General features: G+C 47.5%; 18 protein-coding genes and 2 tRNA genes. 11 read left to right on the top strand and 9 right to left on the bottom strand.

Annotation, left to right across the window (positions count from 1 at the left end; all coding sequences use genetic code 11):
- Positions 1-50 precede the first annotated feature (50 nt).
- From EDC45_RS07930 to EDC45_RS07915, 4 genes are all read left to right on the top strand, one after another.
- Complete coding sequence (locus tag EDC45_RS07930; RefSeq protein WP_133545204.1) at positions 51-974, top strand: SPFH domain-containing protein; 924 nt, start codon at positions 51-53, stop codon at positions 972-974.
- A 95-nt stretch (positions 975-1,069) separates the two neighbouring features.
- On the top strand, positions 1,070-1,519 hold the full coding sequence (locus EDC45_RS07925) for an NfeD family protein (RefSeq protein ID WP_133545202.1): 450 nt from the start codon (positions 1,070-1,072) through the stop codon (positions 1,517-1,519).
- A gap of 7 nt (positions 1,520-1,526) precedes the next feature.
- Positions 1,527-2,132, top strand: a complete 606-nt coding sequence (locus EDC45_RS07920; protein ID WP_133545200.1) for an NAD(P)H-dependent oxidoreductase — start codon at positions 1,527-1,529, stop codon at positions 2,130-2,132.
- A gap of 1 nt (position 2,133) precedes the next feature.
- Positions 2,134-2,703 carry a TorD/DmsD family molecular chaperone gene (locus tag EDC45_RS07915; protein ID WP_133545198.1) on the top strand — a complete coding sequence of 190 codons (570 nt, stop codon included), beginning with the start codon at positions 2,134-2,136 and terminating at the stop codon, positions 2,701-2,703.
- A 7-nt stretch (positions 2,704-2,710) separates the two neighbouring features.
- Here EDC45_RS07915 and yccS read toward each other — a convergent pair whose 3' ends face one another.
- From yccS to EDC45_RS07895, 4 genes are all read right to left on the bottom strand, one after another.
- Positions 2,711-4,906, bottom strand: coding sequence for a YccS family putative transporter (gene yccS, locus EDC45_RS07910; RefSeq protein ID WP_243728779.1), 2,196 nt, complete (start codon positions 4,904-4,906; stop codon positions 2,711-2,713).
- Positions 4,878-5,324, bottom strand: a complete 447-nt coding sequence (locus EDC45_RS07905; protein ID WP_133545196.1) for a YccF domain-containing protein — start codon at positions 5,322-5,324, stop codon at positions 4,878-4,880. The genes yccS and EDC45_RS07905 overlap by 29 nt, the downstream gene beginning before the upstream one ends.
- A gap of 51 nt (positions 5,325-5,375) precedes the next feature.
- Positions 5,376-5,834 carry a methylglyoxal synthase gene (locus EDC45_RS07900; RefSeq protein WP_133545194.1) on the bottom strand — a complete coding sequence of 153 codons (459 nt, stop codon included), beginning with the start codon at positions 5,832-5,834 and terminating at the stop codon, positions 5,376-5,378.
- A 90-nt stretch (positions 5,835-5,924) separates the two neighbouring features.
- Positions 5,925-6,587: a curli polymerization inhibitor CsgI-related protein gene (locus tag EDC45_RS07895; RefSeq protein WP_133545192.1), complete on the bottom strand. Its 663-nt coding sequence runs from the start codon at positions 6,585-6,587 to the stop codon at positions 5,925-5,927.
- A gap of 178 nt (positions 6,588-6,765) precedes the next feature.
- Here EDC45_RS07895 and EDC45_RS07890 point away from each other — a divergent pair, with 178 nt between their 5' ends.
- Positions 6,766-7,038 (top strand): acylphosphatase, encoded by a 273-nt coding sequence (locus EDC45_RS07890; protein WP_133545190.1) that lies wholly within the window; start codon positions 6,766-6,768, stop codon positions 7,036-7,038.
- A 139-nt stretch (positions 7,039-7,177) separates the two neighbouring features.
- On the opposite strand, the gene EDC45_RS07885 is transcribed toward EDC45_RS07890, so the two are convergent.
- The 4 genes from EDC45_RS07885 to EDC45_RS07870 all read right to left on the bottom strand — a co-directional run bounded on the left by EDC45_RS07885 (position 7,178) and on the right by EDC45_RS07870 (position 9,925).
- Positions 7,178-7,254 (bottom strand) — tRNA-Val (locus tag EDC45_RS07885).
- Positions 7,255-7,472: 218 nt separating this feature from the next.
- Entirely contained in the window at positions 7,473-8,807 is a 1,335-nt protein-coding gene (gene glmM, locus EDC45_RS07880) for a phosphoglucosamine mutase (RefSeq protein WP_133545188.1), read from the bottom strand.
- Positions 8,808-8,850: 43 nt separating this feature from the next.
- A complete protein-coding gene (gene folP, locus EDC45_RS07875) occupies positions 8,851-9,678 on the bottom strand; it encodes a dihydropteroate synthase (protein WP_133545186.1) in 828 nt (275 codons plus the stop codon).
- A gap of 157 nt (positions 9,679-9,835) precedes the next feature.
- Positions 9,836-9,925 (bottom strand) — tRNA-Ser (locus tag EDC45_RS07870).
- Positions 9,926-10,120: 195 nt separating this feature from the next.
- Between EDC45_RS07870 and EDC45_RS07865 the strand changes: the two genes are divergently transcribed.
- The 6 genes from EDC45_RS07865 to EDC45_RS07840 all read left to right on the top strand — a co-directional run bounded on the left by EDC45_RS07865 (position 10,121) and on the right by EDC45_RS07840 (position 14,826).
- The gene (locus EDC45_RS07865) at positions 10,121-10,792 is read left to right on the top strand and encodes a Bax inhibitor-1 family protein (protein ID WP_133545184.1); all 672 of its coding nucleotides are present in this window, start codon (positions 10,121-10,123) and stop codon (positions 10,790-10,792) included.
- 71 nt (positions 10,793-10,863) lie between these two features.
- On the top strand, positions 10,864-11,193 hold the full coding sequence (locus EDC45_RS07860) for a TusE/DsrC/DsvC family sulfur relay protein (protein WP_133545182.1): 330 nt from the start codon (positions 10,864-10,866) through the stop codon (positions 11,191-11,193).
- Positions 11,194-11,328: 135 nt separating this feature from the next.
- On the top strand, positions 11,329-12,174 hold the full coding sequence (locus EDC45_RS07855) for a metal ABC transporter substrate-binding protein (protein ID WP_133545256.1): 846 nt from the start codon (positions 11,329-11,331) through the stop codon (positions 12,172-12,174).
- Complete coding sequence (locus EDC45_RS07850; protein ID WP_166635121.1) at positions 12,174-13,091, top strand: ATP-binding cassette domain-containing protein; 918 nt, start codon at positions 12,174-12,176, stop codon at positions 13,089-13,091. Before EDC45_RS07855 ends, EDC45_RS07850 begins: the two co-directional genes overlap by 1 nt.
- Positions 13,088-13,957, top strand: coding sequence for a metal ABC transporter permease (locus EDC45_RS07845; protein WP_133545178.1), 870 nt, complete (start codon positions 13,088-13,090; stop codon positions 13,955-13,957). Before EDC45_RS07850 ends, EDC45_RS07845 begins: the two co-directional genes overlap by 4 nt.
- Complete coding sequence (locus EDC45_RS07840; RefSeq protein WP_133545176.1) at positions 13,954-14,826, top strand: metal ABC transporter permease; 873 nt, start codon at positions 13,954-13,956, stop codon at positions 14,824-14,826. The genes EDC45_RS07845 and EDC45_RS07840 overlap by 4 nt, the downstream gene beginning before the upstream one ends.
- 118 nt (positions 14,827-14,944) lie before the next feature.
- Here the strand turns inward: EDC45_RS07840 and EDC45_RS07835 are convergent, their stop codons facing one another.
- A complete protein-coding gene (locus tag EDC45_RS07835) occupies positions 14,945-16,231 on the bottom strand; it encodes a citrate synthase (RefSeq protein WP_133545174.1) in 1,287 nt (428 codons plus the stop codon).
- Between the last annotated feature and the right edge of the window lie 25 nt (positions 16,232-16,256).

The following is a 16,256-nucleotide window of genomic DNA, read 5'->3' as shown; positions in this document are numbered from 1 at the left end:
AATGCAATCCCTCGCATTCTTGTTATTGCAGCTAAGTTCAGGAGAACTATATGGATATTTTTTACGGATTACCCCTTACCACCATTATCTTTATCGTTTTAATTGCAGTAATAGTCTTTTCGACGCTGAAAACAGTGCCGCAGGGATATCACTGGACCATTGAACGTTTCGGTCGCTATACCAAAACCCTCACGCCGGGGCTGAATTTCGTCGTACCTTTTGTGGATCGGGTCGGGCGCAAAATCAATATGATGGAGCAGGTACTGGATATTCCATCACAGGAAGTTATTTCCAAGGATAACGCCAATGTTGCCATTGATGCGGTATGTTTCGTACAGGTGATCGATGCGCGCAGCGCCGCTTATGAAGTGAATCATCTGGAGCAGGCGATAATCAATCTGACGATGACGAATATCCGTACCGTGTTGGGTTCGATGGAATTAGACGAAATGTTATCGCAGCGCGATAATATTAACGGTCGGTTACTTTCCATTGTTGATGAAGCGACCAATCCTTGGGGCATTAAAGTTACCCGTATCGAAATCCGTGATGTACGCCCGCCGCAGGAATTAATCGCTTCGATGAATGCGCAGATGAAAGCGGAGCGTAATAAGCGCGCTGATATTCTTGAAGCGGAAGGGGTGCGTCAGGCGGAAATTTTACGTGCGGAAGGGGAAAAACAGGCGCGTATTCTGAAAGCGGAAGGGGAACGGCAGGAGGCTTTCCTACAGGCGGAAGCGCGCGAACGTGCGGCGGAAGCCGAAGCCAAAGCGACCCAAATGGTTTCCGAGGCTATTGCACATGGAGATACCAAAGCGATTAATTACTTTATCGCCCAGAAATATACCGAAGCCCTGAAAGATATCGGCGGTTCGCCTAACAGCAAAGTGGTGTTAATGCCGTTGGAAGCCGGAAATCTGATCGGTTCGGTGGCGGGTATTGCCGAATTGCTGAAAAACGATAAGAAAGCCTAATCCCTTATTAGTCGCAATAGGGTTTTCGCAGGCGAAAGGCGGTTTGGCAAACCGCCTTTCATGCTGCACTAAGGTATAACATCAGGAGAAATATCATGGAATGGCTGACAAACTGGGGTCTATGGCATTGGCTGATACTGGGCTTTGTTTTATTAATCGGTGAAATTATAATCCCCGGTATTTTTTTATTGTGGTGGGGATTGGCGGCTTTAATTATCGCATTGCCCGCCTGGTTGTTGCCTTCGCTTTCGCTTACGCTGCTGGCTGTACTTTATGCGCTTTTGTCTTTGCTGCTGAGCCTGGTTTGGTGGAAGTATCAGCATGGCAGAGATATGCGTGATCAAGCGGTTTCCGTGTTGAATCGGCGTGATCAAGCCATGATTGGTATGCAAGGAAGAGTATCCGAAATAGGTGAAGGGCGAATCGGTCGCGGATGTTTCGGCGATACTACCTGGCGTATCGAGGGCGAGGGTTTGGCCGTCGGTGATACGGTGGAAGTGCTGAGCGTGCGGGGGATTACTCTGTCGGTTAGAAAAATTAATTAGGAATTTTATGAATCATTTAATTATTTGTGCTCATCCGAATACAAATCATAGTTTTAATCGCGCCATTGTGGAGCGGGTTGTCGATACTAGCCGGCAAAATAATGCGGATACGGTTGTGCGCGATCTGTATAGGCTGAATTTTAATCCAGTACTAAGTTGGGAAGAGCTGCAAGGCAGTTTTCGCGGTATTATTGCGGCGGAAATTAAACATGAACAGCAATTTATTCTTGAGGCGGATTTAATCACCTTGGTTTATCCCTTATGGTGGATGGGTTTTCCCGCCATTTTGAAGGGCTATCTCGACCGCGTTCTGACGCACGGATTCGCCTACCGTACCGATGAAACGGGAAGCTGCGGCTTATTGTCGAATAAAAAATTACAACAATTTATTACCATGGGTAATAATTCCGAGCGTTATCGCCAACTGGGTTTTGCCGAGTCCCTTGAGCATACTCTGGTTAGCGGGCTGTTTAATTATGTGGGTATCACCGATATTCAGCACAGTTTTTTAGGCGATATTCATATTATCGACGATCAGGCACGCAAGGCCTTATTGGAGGAAGTCGAGCAAAAAACTCGGCAAAATCTGACCGCACTTACCGGGAAGGCTTAATATGAGTGAAGATAAGTTAAGTCATTTCTCTTTAATCAGCCGCTTATTCGGTAATCTGTTTTACCGCACGCCCCAGGATCCTCTGTTAGACGGGGTATTCGATTGGTTAAAACAACAGGGATTAAGCGCACTCTGGCCGTTGGAACTTGATGAGCAAACGGAAAAAGCGCTGCAAAGTCTTCAATTGGCAGTGGATAGAAGCTTACTGGCGCAAGAATACCGGAGCCTGTTTGTCGGTGAAAAAGCAAAGGCGGATTGCAGAATTTCCGCTTATGGCGCGGATCCGGACGCTTTTATCGCTTTTCGTCGTCTGCGCGCCATGCCGGAGGTGGAAAGTGCGGATCATTTCGGCTTGCTTTTTTTGAGCGCTTCCTGGCTGGAAGATAATACGGATTCCCCGGCGGCACAGCGGGAATTGTTCGAAACTTTTCTGCTGCCCTGCGCCGCGCCTTTTTTAAGCGCGGTAGAGAAGGGTGCTTTATTGCCTTTCTATCGTGCGCTGGCGCTGTTATCCCGCCAGATTTTAGCGGCTATGGCAGATGAGTTAGAAGAACAAGAAGCCATAAACTAAAGGGGAATTATGCCGCCTGCCCGTCGGTTTCAAGCGGATTCTGCGGGGCGGCATTAATAGCTTCATATAAGGGCGGCAGAATCCGGCTGATCATATTCAGCTGCTGAATAGGTACGCTGAACGGAGAATGTTCTGTATATTCCGCTTTGTCATTGCATTGCTTCAGACTTAATTCAATATTCAGATACTGACCTTCAAATTCCTGCGCCGAAAGCTTTTCTATATTTTCCAGCAACAGAATGATTTTTTTTGCAATGGGGTAAAACTCCAGCAGAAAACCGGTGTTCTGGCGCAACTGTTTCATATTCTGTCGATAGGCGCCTAAAGCCGAAATATAACTGAGCAGGGAATAGTTTATTTTCAGCAGTTCAAATCCTTTTTGCAGATAGTTTTGATATTTTTGCGGTTCGCTATTCATATTGGAAACCGCCGTACCCAGTGCCGTTGCACTTTCGTGAGCGCGGCGGCGGGCGATGCGGTATTTCAGATTATCACCGCGGCCGAATTGCAGCTGGCTGATAATGTGCAGCAGATATTTCGCATTACTTTTAACCGCCCGATGGGTAACTTTATCCAGTTGCAGATATTTCCAGTCCGGCCATAAATAGGATACGCCGAACCAGGCAATGGCGGAGCCGATTAGGGTGTCGATCAGACGCGGCAGGGTGGCGGCGTAAATATCAAAACCGATAATATCAAAACTGGCCAGCACCTGTAGGGTGATAAAAAAAGTCGAATAGCTGTAGTTATTGGTACGAAAGAAAAAGAATAGGGTACTGGTTAGCACCACAAAGCCCAGTTTAGCTTCCAGCGTGGACATCATATAAGGCAGAAGTGCTGCGGCCAGAACGCCGAGCAGGGTGCCGATAATACGTTGTTTCAGGCGCAGCTTGGTGGCGGAATAATTCGGCTGGCAAACGAAAATCGCCGTAAGCAGGATCCAGTAACCGCGATCCAACTGTAAAAATTCGACGGTGGCGCAGCTTAAAAATACCACGATGGATAAGCGTACCGCGTGCCGGAACAGTTGCGAACCGAACATAAGATGGCTGCGAATGACCCGTAAAATATTGCGGCAGCCGCTGATATTCTCGCTGTAAATCTGTGCCCGTTCGGTATTTTCGTCCTGATTCCGAGGGGTGGACTCTTGACCCAGATGACGTAGCTGCCAATCGATGGCTTGCAGGTTTTCCAGCAGGGTTTTCAGATGTAACAGGTTTTTCTGCGCCTGTTGATGGGTCTGAGCATAAATTTCGAAGGACTGAGTGATGCCGGCTACGGCTTTTTCTAATCGCGGCTGATAATGATATTCCTGGTTCTGATGTAGGCTGCGAGCAATATCTCGGCAGGATTGGGCTTGTAATTCGAGCAGGCGTTGAATACGAAAGATTAAATCGGTATTTTTCAATTGTCCGGTTAATACCTGATAGTCAAAATGGCTGGAGTTTACCCGTTCATGAATATCCTGTGCGGCAAAATAATAGCGGATCATTCTGGTTGTACGCGAATGACGATGCTGTCCGCGAATCCGGTAAAACAATGCGATACGGCATAGATTAAAGGCATTAATCAGAGCGCTGTTTTTCATGGCCAGTTCAACCTGCAAGAGCGCCAGCTGTTCTATATCATCGGGATCAAAAAACTGCGCTTTCGCATCCAGATAATCGGCCAGTGCGAAAAACGACTTCGCCACACTTTCCTGTACCGGGCGGTTAGGGAAAAACAGGTATACGATTAGGGCGACCAGACTGTATAGGGAGGTACCGCATAAAATCATAATCGGATTAATATACCAGGGAGTCCCCGGCATATAGGTCAGTATCGTATACAGGGCCACTACCAGGGTACCGAATGCGATGGTACTGTAGCGCGGCCCTATGGCGCCGAGCATGGTAAAAACAAAGGTCATCAAGGTCATGACCGCGATAAAGGGAACGGATTGATCGATAAAGTACTGGACAATCAGCGAAGAAAAGGAAAATGCGAGCAGGGTATAGAAAATATTCTTCAGGCGCCCGGTCAGACGATTATCTAAATCCACCAGACCGCCGGCAATAATGCCCAGAATAAAGGGCATACTTTGCGCGGAAATGTCCAGAAACCAGATTAACAGAGCGGCGATATTAACTGCGATAAAAACGGGAATAGTCGCGATAATTTTGGTATTTAGCATATTAGCGGCGATGGAATTGTTGTTCCGCATAGCGGCGGCGCGCCAGTTCGGCAATCTCTTTGGCGACTACGCGCTGACCGACCGGAAACAGCGAAATACCCGCTAATTTAAAGTGAGCCAAACCGGTTGGGATACCGATAATGGTAAGGCATTGGGTAATGCCGGTGAAAATATGTAATAAGCAGAGCCACCAACCGAATAGGATAAACCAGATTAAATTGAGTACCCTACCCAGGCCGTTTTGCAGGGAGCCTGTAGGTTCGAGATATTTAACATGGATAATATCGTTACCGAAAGGTAGCAAAGACATTTTAGTGATTTCCCAACAGCTGCGGGAATAGGGCAGGGTGATGATCAGGAGCACACTGACCAGAGTCGCGAATAACCAGCCGAAGGTGGTTGCAAAGCCGCCTAAAACAAAATTCAGTATATTCAGAATAAAGGCCACAAAATCTCCTTAATAATGCCGAAAAGTGCGGTTGTTTTTGGCCAAGTTTTTTTATTTTAACCGTTCCTGCAAATATTGCGGATAATCGGGAATACGGATTGGCGTATTTTGGTCGAATTGGGGCGAACGGATGAGAAAATCCGCACTTGCCATATTCATCGCCACCGGAATGTTCCACACGGTTGCAATGCGCATCAGGGCTTTTACATCGGGATCATGAGGTACCGCATTCATGGGATCCCAGAAGAAAATCAGAATATCAATTTTCAGCTCCGCAATTAGTCCGCCCAGTTGCTGATCTCCGCCCATAGGGCCGCTCAGCAGGTTATTGATGGACAGGCCGGTTTCCTGATTAATCAGATTGCCCGTGGTTCCGGTTGCATAAAGATGGTGAGGGCGGAGAGCATCCGCATTACGTTTGCACCATGCGATCAGATCCGCTTTACAATGATCATGTGCGACCAGGGCAACCCGCTTGTCCGCAGGTAGAGTACGAAAGGTGCTTTGCATAATTTATCTCGCAGCTAAAAACTCGGCGTGATTGCGGGCTACAGGGCGGCGGCCTGCAATCACCCCGGATATAAAGGGGTATCCCCTCGATTATTTATGATTTTTCGCCCAGTCGAGGAAACGCGCCTGAGTAGCTTTGTCCGCCTGTTGATACCAGTATTGCAGCATTTGTTCGGCAACGTTTTCGCCCTGTACCGTTACTTTACCTTTTACCGCTTTACCGGCACCGCTCATAGGCACGGCGGCAGGCATTGCGGTTGTGGCGAAAGCCGGAACCGCAGCGGCCGCACCGGATGTATTATATTCGGACAGGTTTTCAATCAGATTGACGCTAGGTAGAAAGCCTTCCTGTTTTAAGTATTCCTGAGTGCTTTTCAGTTCCGTACCGGAAAGGGTTTTAACCGAGATTTTAGGCGCCCGTTTAAAGTTATTAACGTCCCGCTCATTGTCCAGTTTTGGTGCGGAAATCTGAATATCTTCATTAGAACCCTGGAAAGTTACCACGATAGGATCGGACTCGAATAAAGTACGATCGGAGCCGGAACGGACGATTTCGGACACGCGGACTACCACCTGATGTTTACCATTATCATTAATATTAAATGAGCGGGTTTCTTTTAACAGGGATTTGCTCGCTTTTTGACCGTCGATCGCTAAGAAATCTACATTAGATGAACTTGTAACAACACCGGCAAAACTTGCGGTACTCGTAAATAAAAGCAAAGTCGCTAATGTTGCAAGACGAAATTTCATAATTGCTCCTTTCTATCTAAGGATATGGGATTAATAAGTCAGATATGCTCTGCATATTAGGGCTGATTCGGGATCAGACTTCTCTGCAGGCGTGCCCTTGTATCCTATGCTAATTTAATTAAAATGAAAATAGCGAAACGGAAAAAATCTTTCCGAACTAAAGCGGATAGGGAGGAATATGCAAAAATCGGAATTTCGGGTATGGGGTCTGGTACAAGGCGTGGGCTTTCGTTTTTCCACCTGGCGCAAGGCTAATGAATTGGGGTTGTGCGGCTATGTGCGGAATCAGGCCGACGGCAGCGTCTATATTATCGCCTGTGGAGAGGAAAATGCGCTAAATTTATTTCGTCAATGGTTACAAACCGGCCCGCGCAATGCCAAAGTAACTCGCGTTATTGAACAGCCGTATCATATTAATCGAGCTTTTACCGGTTTTCAGGTGGAAAGATAAGCGAGCTTTCAGGTTAGCCGGAGGATTATCGCAAACAAATTCTAAGAAATCGAGGTGAGGTTCAAGTTGGCACAAAGCATGAAATAGCCCCTGAAATTGCTAACCGAGGAATAATGATATAAGGGAATATAAAGTATGATGGTGCGACCGGGTGGACTCGAACCACTGACCCCCACCATGTCAAGGTGGTGCTCTAACCAACTGAGCTACGGTCGCATTTGGGAGGGCTGTATTTGACAGCGGGGTGAATAATATAAGTTTTTATCGGCAAAGACAAGCGATATTTTTACAATAGCGGATAATCGCTAACTTTTTAATCAACCCTAGAAAAACCGGGAAATTCCGGAGGAACTCCCGGTTTTTAAGGTTTTGGTGCTGCTGTGCAGACTTAGATAAAAGCCGGAGCCATTTGAAGAACTGATTTTGCTGCGCAATTAATTTTCTTTTATCACCGCCGCAATTTGTTCCGCATATTGTTGCGCCAGTTCGGCTTCTTCACATTCCACCATTACTCGGATCAGCGGTTCCGTACCGGATTTGCGCAACAGAATACGCCCTTTGCCCTTCAATTTCTGTTCCACCTCGGCCGCCACTTGCTTAACCGCCTGATTTTCCAGCGGATTCGTACCGCCGGAGAAGCGAATATTGATCAGTACCTGAGGAAACAGCTGTACGGCGGAACTTAGTTCGTGCAGCGATAACTTATGCTGTACCATTGCGGTTAAGACCGCGAGGGAGGCGATGATACCATCGCCGGTGGTATTTTTATCCGCAATAATAATATGGCCGGAATTTTCTCCGCCCAGTACCCAGTTTTGCTCCTGCATTTGTTCAAGAACATAGCGATCACCGACTTTAGCTCTGATAAAAGGAACTCCCAGTTGTTTAAGAGCGATTTCCAGGCTCATATTGCTCATCAGCGTACCTACTACGCCACCTTGCAGATTACCGGCGCGCAGTTTTTCCCGAGCGATAATAAACAGAATCTGATCGCCGTCCACTTTGTTGCCCAGATGATCCACCATCATAATACGGTCGCCGTCGCCGTCATAGGCCAGACCGATATCCGCATTGGTTGCCAGCACCTTTTCGCGCAGGGCGGTAATGTCCGTTGCGCCGCATTTTTCATTGATATTCATGCCATTCGGACTGGTGCCTATTTCAATGACTTCGGCGCCCAGTTCACGCATAACATTAGGCGCAATATGATAGGTTGCTCCATGTGCGCAATCCACCACGATTTTGTAACCGTCCAGGCTTAAATGGGCGGGAAAGGTGCCTTTACAGAATTCTATATAGCGTCCGGCCGCATCGTTTATGCGGCTGGCTCTGCCGAGCTGGGCCGATTCTACGCAGTCCATAGGTTGTTCCAACATGGCTTCGATGGCTTCTTCCACAGCGTCCGGTAACTTTGTTCCCTGTGCGGAGAAAAATTTTATTCCGTTGTCATAATAAGGATTATGTGATGCCGAAATAACGATCCCCGCTTCGGCCCGGAAAGTTCGGGTCAGATAGGCCACCGCCGGTGTCGGCATCGGCCCGATAAAAGCGGCGGATAAGCCGGCGGCGGCAAGCCCGGCTTCCAGTGCCGATTCCAGCATATAACCGGAGATACGCGTATCCTTACCGATTAGAACGCGCTGTGAACCATGCGAAGCTAAGACTTTACCTGCGGCCCAGCCCAATTTTAGGGCGAATTCAGGGGTAATGGGGAATGTTCCCACCCGACCGCGTACGCCGTCGGTACCGAAATATTTACGTTCTGCCATTGTATTTTGTCCTTTGTGTTCAATGAAATAAAATGCGATTTGGTTATGCGTTCAGCATTGCCTGCCAAATTTTGAGAGCATCTGCGGTTTCCGCCACATCATGTACCCGTAAAATCAGGGCGCCGTTTATGGCGGCAAGCAAAGCGGCTGCAGCGCTGGCGGTGATACGTTGTTCCACGCTTTTATCCAGTACCGCTCCCAGCATGGATTTACGCGACAGTCCGGCGAGCACGGGATATCCCTGTACGGCAAAACGGGAAAGTTGTTGCAGCAGTTTATAATTGTGCTGGAGGTTTTTGCCGAAGCCGAATCCCGGATCCCAAATAATATTGCGCGCCGGAATACCGGCCTGCAAACAAGCTTCGGTACGTTGCAGCAGAAAGTCGGCCACCTCTTCGACCACATTATTATATTGGGGAGCAGTTTGCATGGTGCGCGGTTGTCCCTGCATATGCATCAGGCAGACGGGCAACCCCAGTTCGGCTGCGGTTTCCAAGGCATTGGGTTCTTGTAAGGCGCGGATATCGTTAATGATATCCATACCGACTTTGGCGCTTTCCCGCATAACTTCGGCTTTTGAGGTATCCACCGAAATCCAACAGTCGAAGCGGCGACGCACCGCTTCCACGACGGGAACCACCCGTGCCAATTCCTGCTCCGGCGAAACCTCTTCCGCCATAGGGCGGGTTGATTCTCCGCCGATATCAATAATATCCGCCCCCGCCTTAATCATTTTTTCTACGTGCTGTAGCGCTTTATCCAGACGGTAGAATTGTCCGCTGTCCGAAAATGAGTCCGGAGTGAAATTCAAAATCCCCATAATGCGAGGGGTGGAGAGATCTAAGCTGCGCTGGTTGGCATAGAGTTTCATACATTGCCTTTTTGAGTTAAAAGTGCGGTCAATTATAGACGAGTTTTTATCAAGATGGAAAGCAAGGGGAAGGGATTTTAAGGGCCGGGGCGGAGTAAAAAATATAATAAAAAACGCAGCGGAATATTTGTTTCCTCTGCGTTCAAATAGGATTAAATGGCGGAGGAACTGGGATTCGAACCCAGGGAGGGCGTAAACCCTCGCCGGTTTTCAAGACCGGTGCCTTCAACCACTCGACCATTCCTCCGTTGTGTAACGGCCTGCAATATAATATAGTTATCGGCATGAGTAAACTAAAATTTATCTCATTAGGATTAAAAGACGATAATTTGCGCATTTTGTTTATTATCGCTGCAATCCGTACCAAAAACATTTTGACTTTTACCCCTTTAAACAGTAATTTAACATTCTGCTATCATGTACAATTATTAAGGATTAAATTATGCCTCAGTCTAGACTTGTTATTGATTCCAGAGAACAATCGACCTCGTTATTAAGTACCCATAAGGTATTGCGTAACACTTATTTTCTGTTATCTCTGACCCTGGCTTTTTCCGCCTTTGTAGCTTATATTTCCATGTCCTTGGGGTTACCGCATCCGGGCATTATCGTAACGCTAGTCGGTTTTTACGGTTTACTGTTTCTAACCAATTCTTTGGCTAATAGTGGAGCTGGTATTATCGCCACCTTTGCTTTCACCGGATTTTTGGGATATACCCTCGGACCTATTTTAAATCTGTATATAGGTGCCGGGCTGGGCGATTTAGTGGTGCTTGCCTTGGGCGGAACCGCAGCGGTGTTCTTTGCCTGTTCGGCTTATGTGCTCACCACGGGTAAAGATATGTCTTTCCTGTCCGGTATGCTGTTTTCGCTGTTTATCGTATTGTTAATCGGTATGGTGGCCAGCATCTTCTTGCAAATTCCCGCATTGCATCTTGCCATCAGCGGCCTGTTTGTGATCTTCTCCAGTGCGGCGATTTTATATGAAACCAGTAACATTATTCACGGCGGTGAAACCAATTATATTCGTGCAACAATAAGCCTGTTCGTTTCTATTTATAATTTGTTCATCAGTTTACTGAATATCCTGTCTATTTTACGCGGTGATGATTAATTATCGCATCAATAGATAATTCCGACGCCCCTTTACCGGGGCGTTTTCGTATAATTCGTACGGGAAATAATATGCTTGAAGTCGAACATTCGGAAATCGCAACGGACGCCGAGGGTTATCTGCTCGATCTGAATCAATGGAATGAATCTGTGGCAAGGCTTATAGCCGAGCGTGAAAATCTGCAGCTGACCGATGCTCATTGGGAAGTGATTTATTTTGTGCGCGCCTTTTATCAGGAATATAAAACTTCGCCGGCCATTAGAATGTTGGTGAAGGCCATGGCGGATAAATTGGGGGCGGAAAAGGGCAATAGCCGCTATTTGCAACGGCTGTTTCCCGAAGGGCCGGCAAAGCAGGCGACAAAGCTGGCCGGTTTGCCGAAACCGGCAAAATGTTTATAAATATATTGAAATTGATAATCATTATCACTTGAAAGCCTGTTTAAATCCATTTAGTATAGCTGCGGTAGATTATAACATTCGGATAAATAAGGAGCGCCAGTGAAAAAGCTACTGTTAAATATTTTTCTTGTATCTATGGCAGCCATGCCCTTATGGGGCCATGCTAAATTAAAAGTGGTTACCACCTTTACCATTATTCAGGATATGGCACAGAATATTGCCGGTGATGCCGCCGAGGTTCGTTCTATTACTAAACCGGGGGCGGAGATTCATGAATATCAGCCGACCCCGAAAGATATCGCTCAGGCTCAGTCCGCAGATTTAATTTTATGGAACGGTCTCAATCTTGAACGTTGGTTCGAACGTTTTTTCCAGAATATGCAGGATAAACCGGCGGTTATTGTCAGTGAGGGTATCGAACCTCTGTCTATTTACGAAGGGGCTTATAAGGGACTGCCTAATCCCCATGCTTGGATGTCGCCGAGCAATGCCTTGATTTATATTGAGAATATTAAAAAAGCGCTGGTGAAATATGATCCGCAAAATGCACCGATTTACGAAGATAATGCCGGACGCTATGCGGAAAAAATCAAGCGTGCCGATCAGGAATTTCGCACCAGACTTGCTGCGGTACCTGAGCAACAGCGTTGGTTGGTTACCAGCGAAGGCGCCTTTAATTATCTGACCAAAGATTACGGGCTTAAAGAAATTTATCTATGGCCGATTAATGCGGAGCAGCAGGGTACCCCTCAGCAGGTTCGCCGCGTTATCGATTTGGTGCGTAAAAACAAGATTCCGGTGGTATTCAGCGAAAGTACCATTTCTCCTAAACCTATGCAGCAGGTTGCAAAGGAAACCGGCGCTAAATATGGCGGCGTACTTTATGTGGACAGCCTGTCCGCAGCGGACGGCCCGGTACCGACCTACCTGGATTTATTAAATATTACGGTTTCTACCATTATTGAAGGATTTGAAAAATAATGCCCCTTGTTGCCTCTATCCGCGTTGAAAATATTACGGTTCGTTATAATAACGGTCATACGGCTATTCATGATGTTTCTTTTCAGCTGGTCGGAGGCACAACCTGCGCACTGGTCGGTGTCAATGGGAGCGGTAAATCCACGCTTTTCAAGAGTCTGATGGGGATTATTCGTCCTCAGCAGGGAAATATACTGTTATGTGAACTGCCGATCAACAAAGCTTTGAAGCAGAATCTGGTGGCTTATGTTCCCCAGAGTGAAGATGTGGATTGGCAGTTTCCTATTTCCGTCTATGACGTTGTTATGCAGGGGCGCTACGGCTATATGAATTTTTTGCGTATTCCGCAGCAAAGGGATAAGCAAAAGGTTTTACAGGCCATGCAGCGAGTCGGTATCGAACATCTTGCGGAACGACAAATCGGAGAATTATCCGGCGGTCAGAAGAAACGCGTCTTTCTGGCCCGCGCACTGGCGCAGCAAAGTAAAATTATTTTACTGGACGAACCCTTTACCGGGGTAGATGTAAAAACCGAAAATGCCATTGTTGAATTACTCGGCGAATTACGGTCGGAAGGGCATTTAATTTTGGTGTCCACCCATAACCTCGGCAGCGTACCGGATTTCTGCGATCAAGTGGTGATGATTAACCGCAAGGTAATTGCGACCGGGCCGACCCCGACCACTTTTAATCAACATAATCTGGAACTGGTCTTCGGCGGTGTACTGCGGCACATTAAGCTGTCGGGCAGCGATTTACATGATGATGAAGATGCCCGTGCCGTTACCGTACTTACCGATGATGAACGCCCGGCGGTATTTTACGGGCAAACCAAAGTGGATCCGCCGGCGCCTATCGTTAAAAACTGCCTGCGCCCGGACTGCCGGGGGGCGGAACAGGGGGAGAATCGCCGGAAATGATCGCCCTGCTATTAGAGCCTTTCAGCTACGAATATATGCTGAAAGCGATTATTATCAGTGCCGCGGTGGGCGGTATCTGCGCATTTATGTCCGCTTACCTGATGTTAAAGGGCTGGTCTTTAATCGGTGATGCACTGTCCCATTCCGTCGTACCAGGTGTGGCTATTGCTTATTCTCTCGCTTTACCCTATGCCCTCGGCGCATTTTTTTCCGGTATTCTGGCCGCCCTGGCCATTCTCTGGGTTAAATCCGTTACCAAATTGCGCGAAGATGCGGTGATAGGTTTTATTTTCAGTACCTTTTTTGCCGCCGGTTTATTTATTATTTCCTTGAATCCGACCGCAGTGAATGTTCAGGAGATTATTCTCGGTAATATTCTCGGCATCGCTGATGAAGATGCGTTTCAGGTTATATTTATCATTGTGGTTTGCGCACTTTTCCTTATTTTATTCTGGAAAGATTTGCTCCTGGTCTTTTTCGACGAAACCCAGGCGACGGCCGTAGGATTATCGCCGCTGCGTTATAAAATTCTGTTTTTCACTTTGCTCAGCGCCTGTATTGTCGCCGCGTTACAAACGGTGGGAGCGATTTTGGTTATCGCTATGGTGATTACGCCCGGCGCCACCGCCTATTTGCTTACCGATCGATTCAGTCGCCTGCTTATTATCGCGGTGGCTCTCGGGGTTATTAGCAGCGGGGCGGGTGCTTATCTAAGCTATTTTATCGACGGCGCTACGGGCGGATTAATCGTTTGCCTACAGAGCCTGCTGTTTTTGCTTGCTTTCTTTTTCGCACCGAAATACGGTCTGTGTTTCCGTCAGCGGAGCGGAGCAAAAGGACAGGATTTCGCAGGAGAATCAAAATGAGCCTGATCCAATGGTTTATGGAGCCGCTGAGCTTTCCATTTATGCGTACGGCATTGCTTACCGCTTTGATTGTCGCCCTTATCTGCGCCGTACTTTCCTGCTATTTGGTGCTGAAAGGTTGGTCGTTGATGGGAGATGCAGTTTCTCATGCGGTATTGCCCGGTATTGTGCTGGCTTTTTTGCTGGGGCTGCCCTTAATGTTAGGGGCTTTTATTTCCGGTTTATGCTGTGCATTAGGGGTCGGCTATCTGAAAGAGAACAGCAGATTAAAAGAAGATACGGTAATGGGAGTCGTATTCGCCGGTATGTTTGCCTTGGGTTTGGTACTGTTTGTAGAAGTGGAAACCGATCAACACCTGATGCATATTTTATTCGGTAACCTGCTTGGGGTCAGCCGCGAAGAATTGTGGCAGACAGCGCTAATTTCCGCTTTGGTATTTACGGTGATTATCTTGAAGCGGCGGGACTTTTTACTGTTCTGTTTTGATGCGGGCCATGCTCGGGTAGCGGGCTTATCGCCGAAATTATTGTATTACGGTTTGTTGGTGATGTTGGCGCTAACCATTATTACCGCTATGCAGGTGGTGGGTGTGATCTTAGTGGTGGCGATGCTTATTTCGCCGGGAATTACCGCTTATCTGTTAACCAATCGTTTTGAATCCATGATGCTGATTGCGGTACTCACTTCGCTTACCTCCGCCTTGGCGGGCACTCTGCTCAGCTACCATCTGAATGCGGATATCGGCCCTTCCATCGTATTATTACAGGCCGGCTTCTTTATTTTGGCGCTGTTTTACAATAAAAGAAGAAAACCTCCGCGCGCGCCGGCTCTTGAAAAGGAACGGATTTCCGGTGCGGCTGAGCGCTGAACGACAAGAATTCCAGAATGAAATAACAGATAAAAAAACACCGCATTTGCCCCTGAATATTGATTTGATGAAATCCGGCGGCTAAAAGTGCGGTGTTTTTTTAGTTTAGTTTTATTGTCTATGCTTTATCAATAGGGGTGAAGACACGTTGTTCATGACCGACATACAACTGGCGCGGACGTACGATCTTAATATTGCCCTGATTATACATTTCTTTCCAATGCGCAATCCAGCCGACGGTTCTGGCCAAGGCGAAGATAACGGTAAACATGGACACCGGAATACCTATGGCTTTTAAGATAATACCTGAGTAGAAGTCCACATTCGGGTACAGTTTATGCTCGATAAAATAAGGATCGTTAAGGGCGATACGCTCCAGTTCCATTGCCACATCGAATAACGGGGTCTGAATGTTCAGCTCCTGCAACACTTCATAGCAGGTTTGGCGCATAACTTTCGCACGCGGATCATAGTTTTTATATACGCGGTGGCCGAAGCCCATTAAGCGGAAAGGATCGTTTTTATCTTTGGCGCGGGCAATAAATTCCGGAATACGATCCACCGAGCCGATCTGCTCCAGCATTTTTATACAGGCCTCGTTTGCCCCGCCGTGTGCCGGTCCCCATAAAGAAGCGATACCCGCAGCGATACAGGCGAACGGGTTGGCGCCGGAAGAAGCGGCGGTACGTACGGTCGAAGTGGAAGCGTTTTGCTCATGATCGGCATGTAAAATAAAGATTCGATCCATGGCGCGTTCCAGTACCGGATTAACCTCGTAAGGTTCGCAAGGCGTAGCGAACATCATATACAGAAAGTTACCCGCATAGGACAATTTATTCAGCGGGAACATAAAAGGCTGACCGATGGAATATTTATAACACATCGCGGCTAAGGTCGGCATTTTGGCCAGCAGTCGAATAGCGGTCAACTCGCGGTGGGCAACGTTGTTAATATCCAGAGCGTCATGATAGAAGGCCGCCAATGCACCGCTTACCCCGCACATAACCGCCATAGGGTGAGAGTCGCGACGGAAGCCGTGGAAAAAGCGGGATATTTGTTCATGTACCAAGGTATGGTTACGCACTAATTTGATAAAATCCTGATACTGGGTTTTATCCGGACGTTCGCCGAATAACAGCAAATAAGCCACCTCAAGGTAATCTGCATGTTCCGCCAGTTCGGCGATAGGATAGCCTCGATGCAGTAAAATCCCCTGCTCACCGTCAATATAGGTAATGGAAGACTTACAGGAGGCGGTTGACATAAAGCCCGGATCGAAGGTGAACAGATGATTTTTCACCAGCGCCTGTACATCCACGGCATCATAGCCAAGACTGCCTTTGTGAACGGGAAGAGTGAGTTCCCTGCCGTCGTTGAGCGTGAGTTTTGCGGTTAAATCGGACATAGGTATTTCCTTCTGGTTAAGATTA

The organism is Mesocricetibacter intestinalis, from assembly GCF_004363295.1.
Taxonomy (GTDB): Bacteria; Pseudomonadota; Gammaproteobacteria; order Enterobacterales; family Pasteurellaceae; genus Mesocricetibacter; species Mesocricetibacter intestinalis.
The sequence above is the reverse complement of the archived record's forward strand: the minus strand, read 5'-3'. Positions and strand labels throughout refer to the sequence as shown.

What these genes read in the sequence shown, in the direction of transcription:
- EDC45_RS07845 (WP_133545178.1), top strand. Translation starts at nt 13,088, where the DNA reads ATGATCGCCCTGCTATTAGAGCCTTTCAGCTACGAATATATGCTGAAA.
- folP (WP_133545186.1), bottom strand. Translation starts at nt 9,678, where the DNA reads ATGAAACTCTATGCCAACCAGCGCAGCTTAGATCTCTCCACCCCTCGC.
- EDC45_RS07855 (WP_133545256.1), top strand. Translation starts at nt 11,329, where the DNA reads ATGGCAGCCATGCCCTTATGGGGCCATGCTAAATTAAAAGTGGTTACC.
- EDC45_RS07890 (WP_133545190.1), top strand. Translation starts at nt 6,766, where the DNA reads ATGCAAAAATCGGAATTTCGGGTATGGGGTCTGGTACAAGGCGTGGGC.
- EDC45_RS07930 (WP_133545204.1), top strand. Translation starts at nt 51, where the DNA reads ATGGATATTTTTTACGGATTACCCCTTACCACCATTATCTTTATCGTT.
- EDC45_RS07840 (WP_133545176.1), top strand. Translation starts at nt 13,954, where the DNA reads ATGAGCCTGATCCAATGGTTTATGGAGCCGCTGAGCTTTCCATTTATG.
- EDC45_RS07925 (WP_133545202.1), top strand. Translation starts at nt 1,070, where the DNA reads ATGGAATGGCTGACAAACTGGGGTCTATGGCATTGGCTGATACTGGGC.
- EDC45_RS07900 (WP_133545194.1), bottom strand. Translation starts at nt 5,834, where the DNA reads ATGCAAAGCACCTTTCGTACTCTACCTGCGGACAAGCGGGTTGCCCTG.
- glmM (WP_133545188.1), bottom strand. Translation starts at nt 8,807, where the DNA reads ATGGCAGAACGTAAATATTTCGGTACCGACGGCGTACGCGGTCGGGTG.
- yccS (WP_243728779.1), bottom strand. Translation starts at nt 4,906, where the DNA reads ATGCGGAACAACAATTCCATCGCCGCTAATATGCTAAATACCAAAATT.
- EDC45_RS07895 (WP_133545192.1), bottom strand. Translation starts at nt 6,587, where the DNA reads ATGAAATTTCGTCTTGCAACATTAGCGACTTTGCTTTTATTTACGAGT.
- EDC45_RS07850 (WP_166635121.1), top strand. Translation starts at nt 12,174, where the DNA reads ATGCCCCTTGTTGCCTCTATCCGCGTTGAAAATATTACGGTTCGTTAT.
- EDC45_RS07915 (WP_133545198.1), top strand. Translation starts at nt 2,134, where the DNA reads ATGAGTGAAGATAAGTTAAGTCATTTCTCTTTAATCAGCCGCTTATTC.
- EDC45_RS07860 (WP_133545182.1), top strand. Translation starts at nt 10,864, where the DNA reads ATGCTTGAAGTCGAACATTCGGAAATCGCAACGGACGCCGAGGGTTAT.
- EDC45_RS07920 (WP_133545200.1), top strand. Translation starts at nt 1,527, where the DNA reads ATGAATCATTTAATTATTTGTGCTCATCCGAATACAAATCATAGTTTT.
- EDC45_RS07865 (WP_133545184.1), top strand. Translation starts at nt 10,121, where the DNA reads ATGCCTCAGTCTAGACTTGTTATTGATTCCAGAGAACAATCGACCTCG.
- EDC45_RS07835 (WP_133545174.1), bottom strand. Translation starts at nt 16,231, where the DNA reads ATGTCCGATTTAACCGCAAAACTCACGCTCAACGACGGCAGGGAACTC.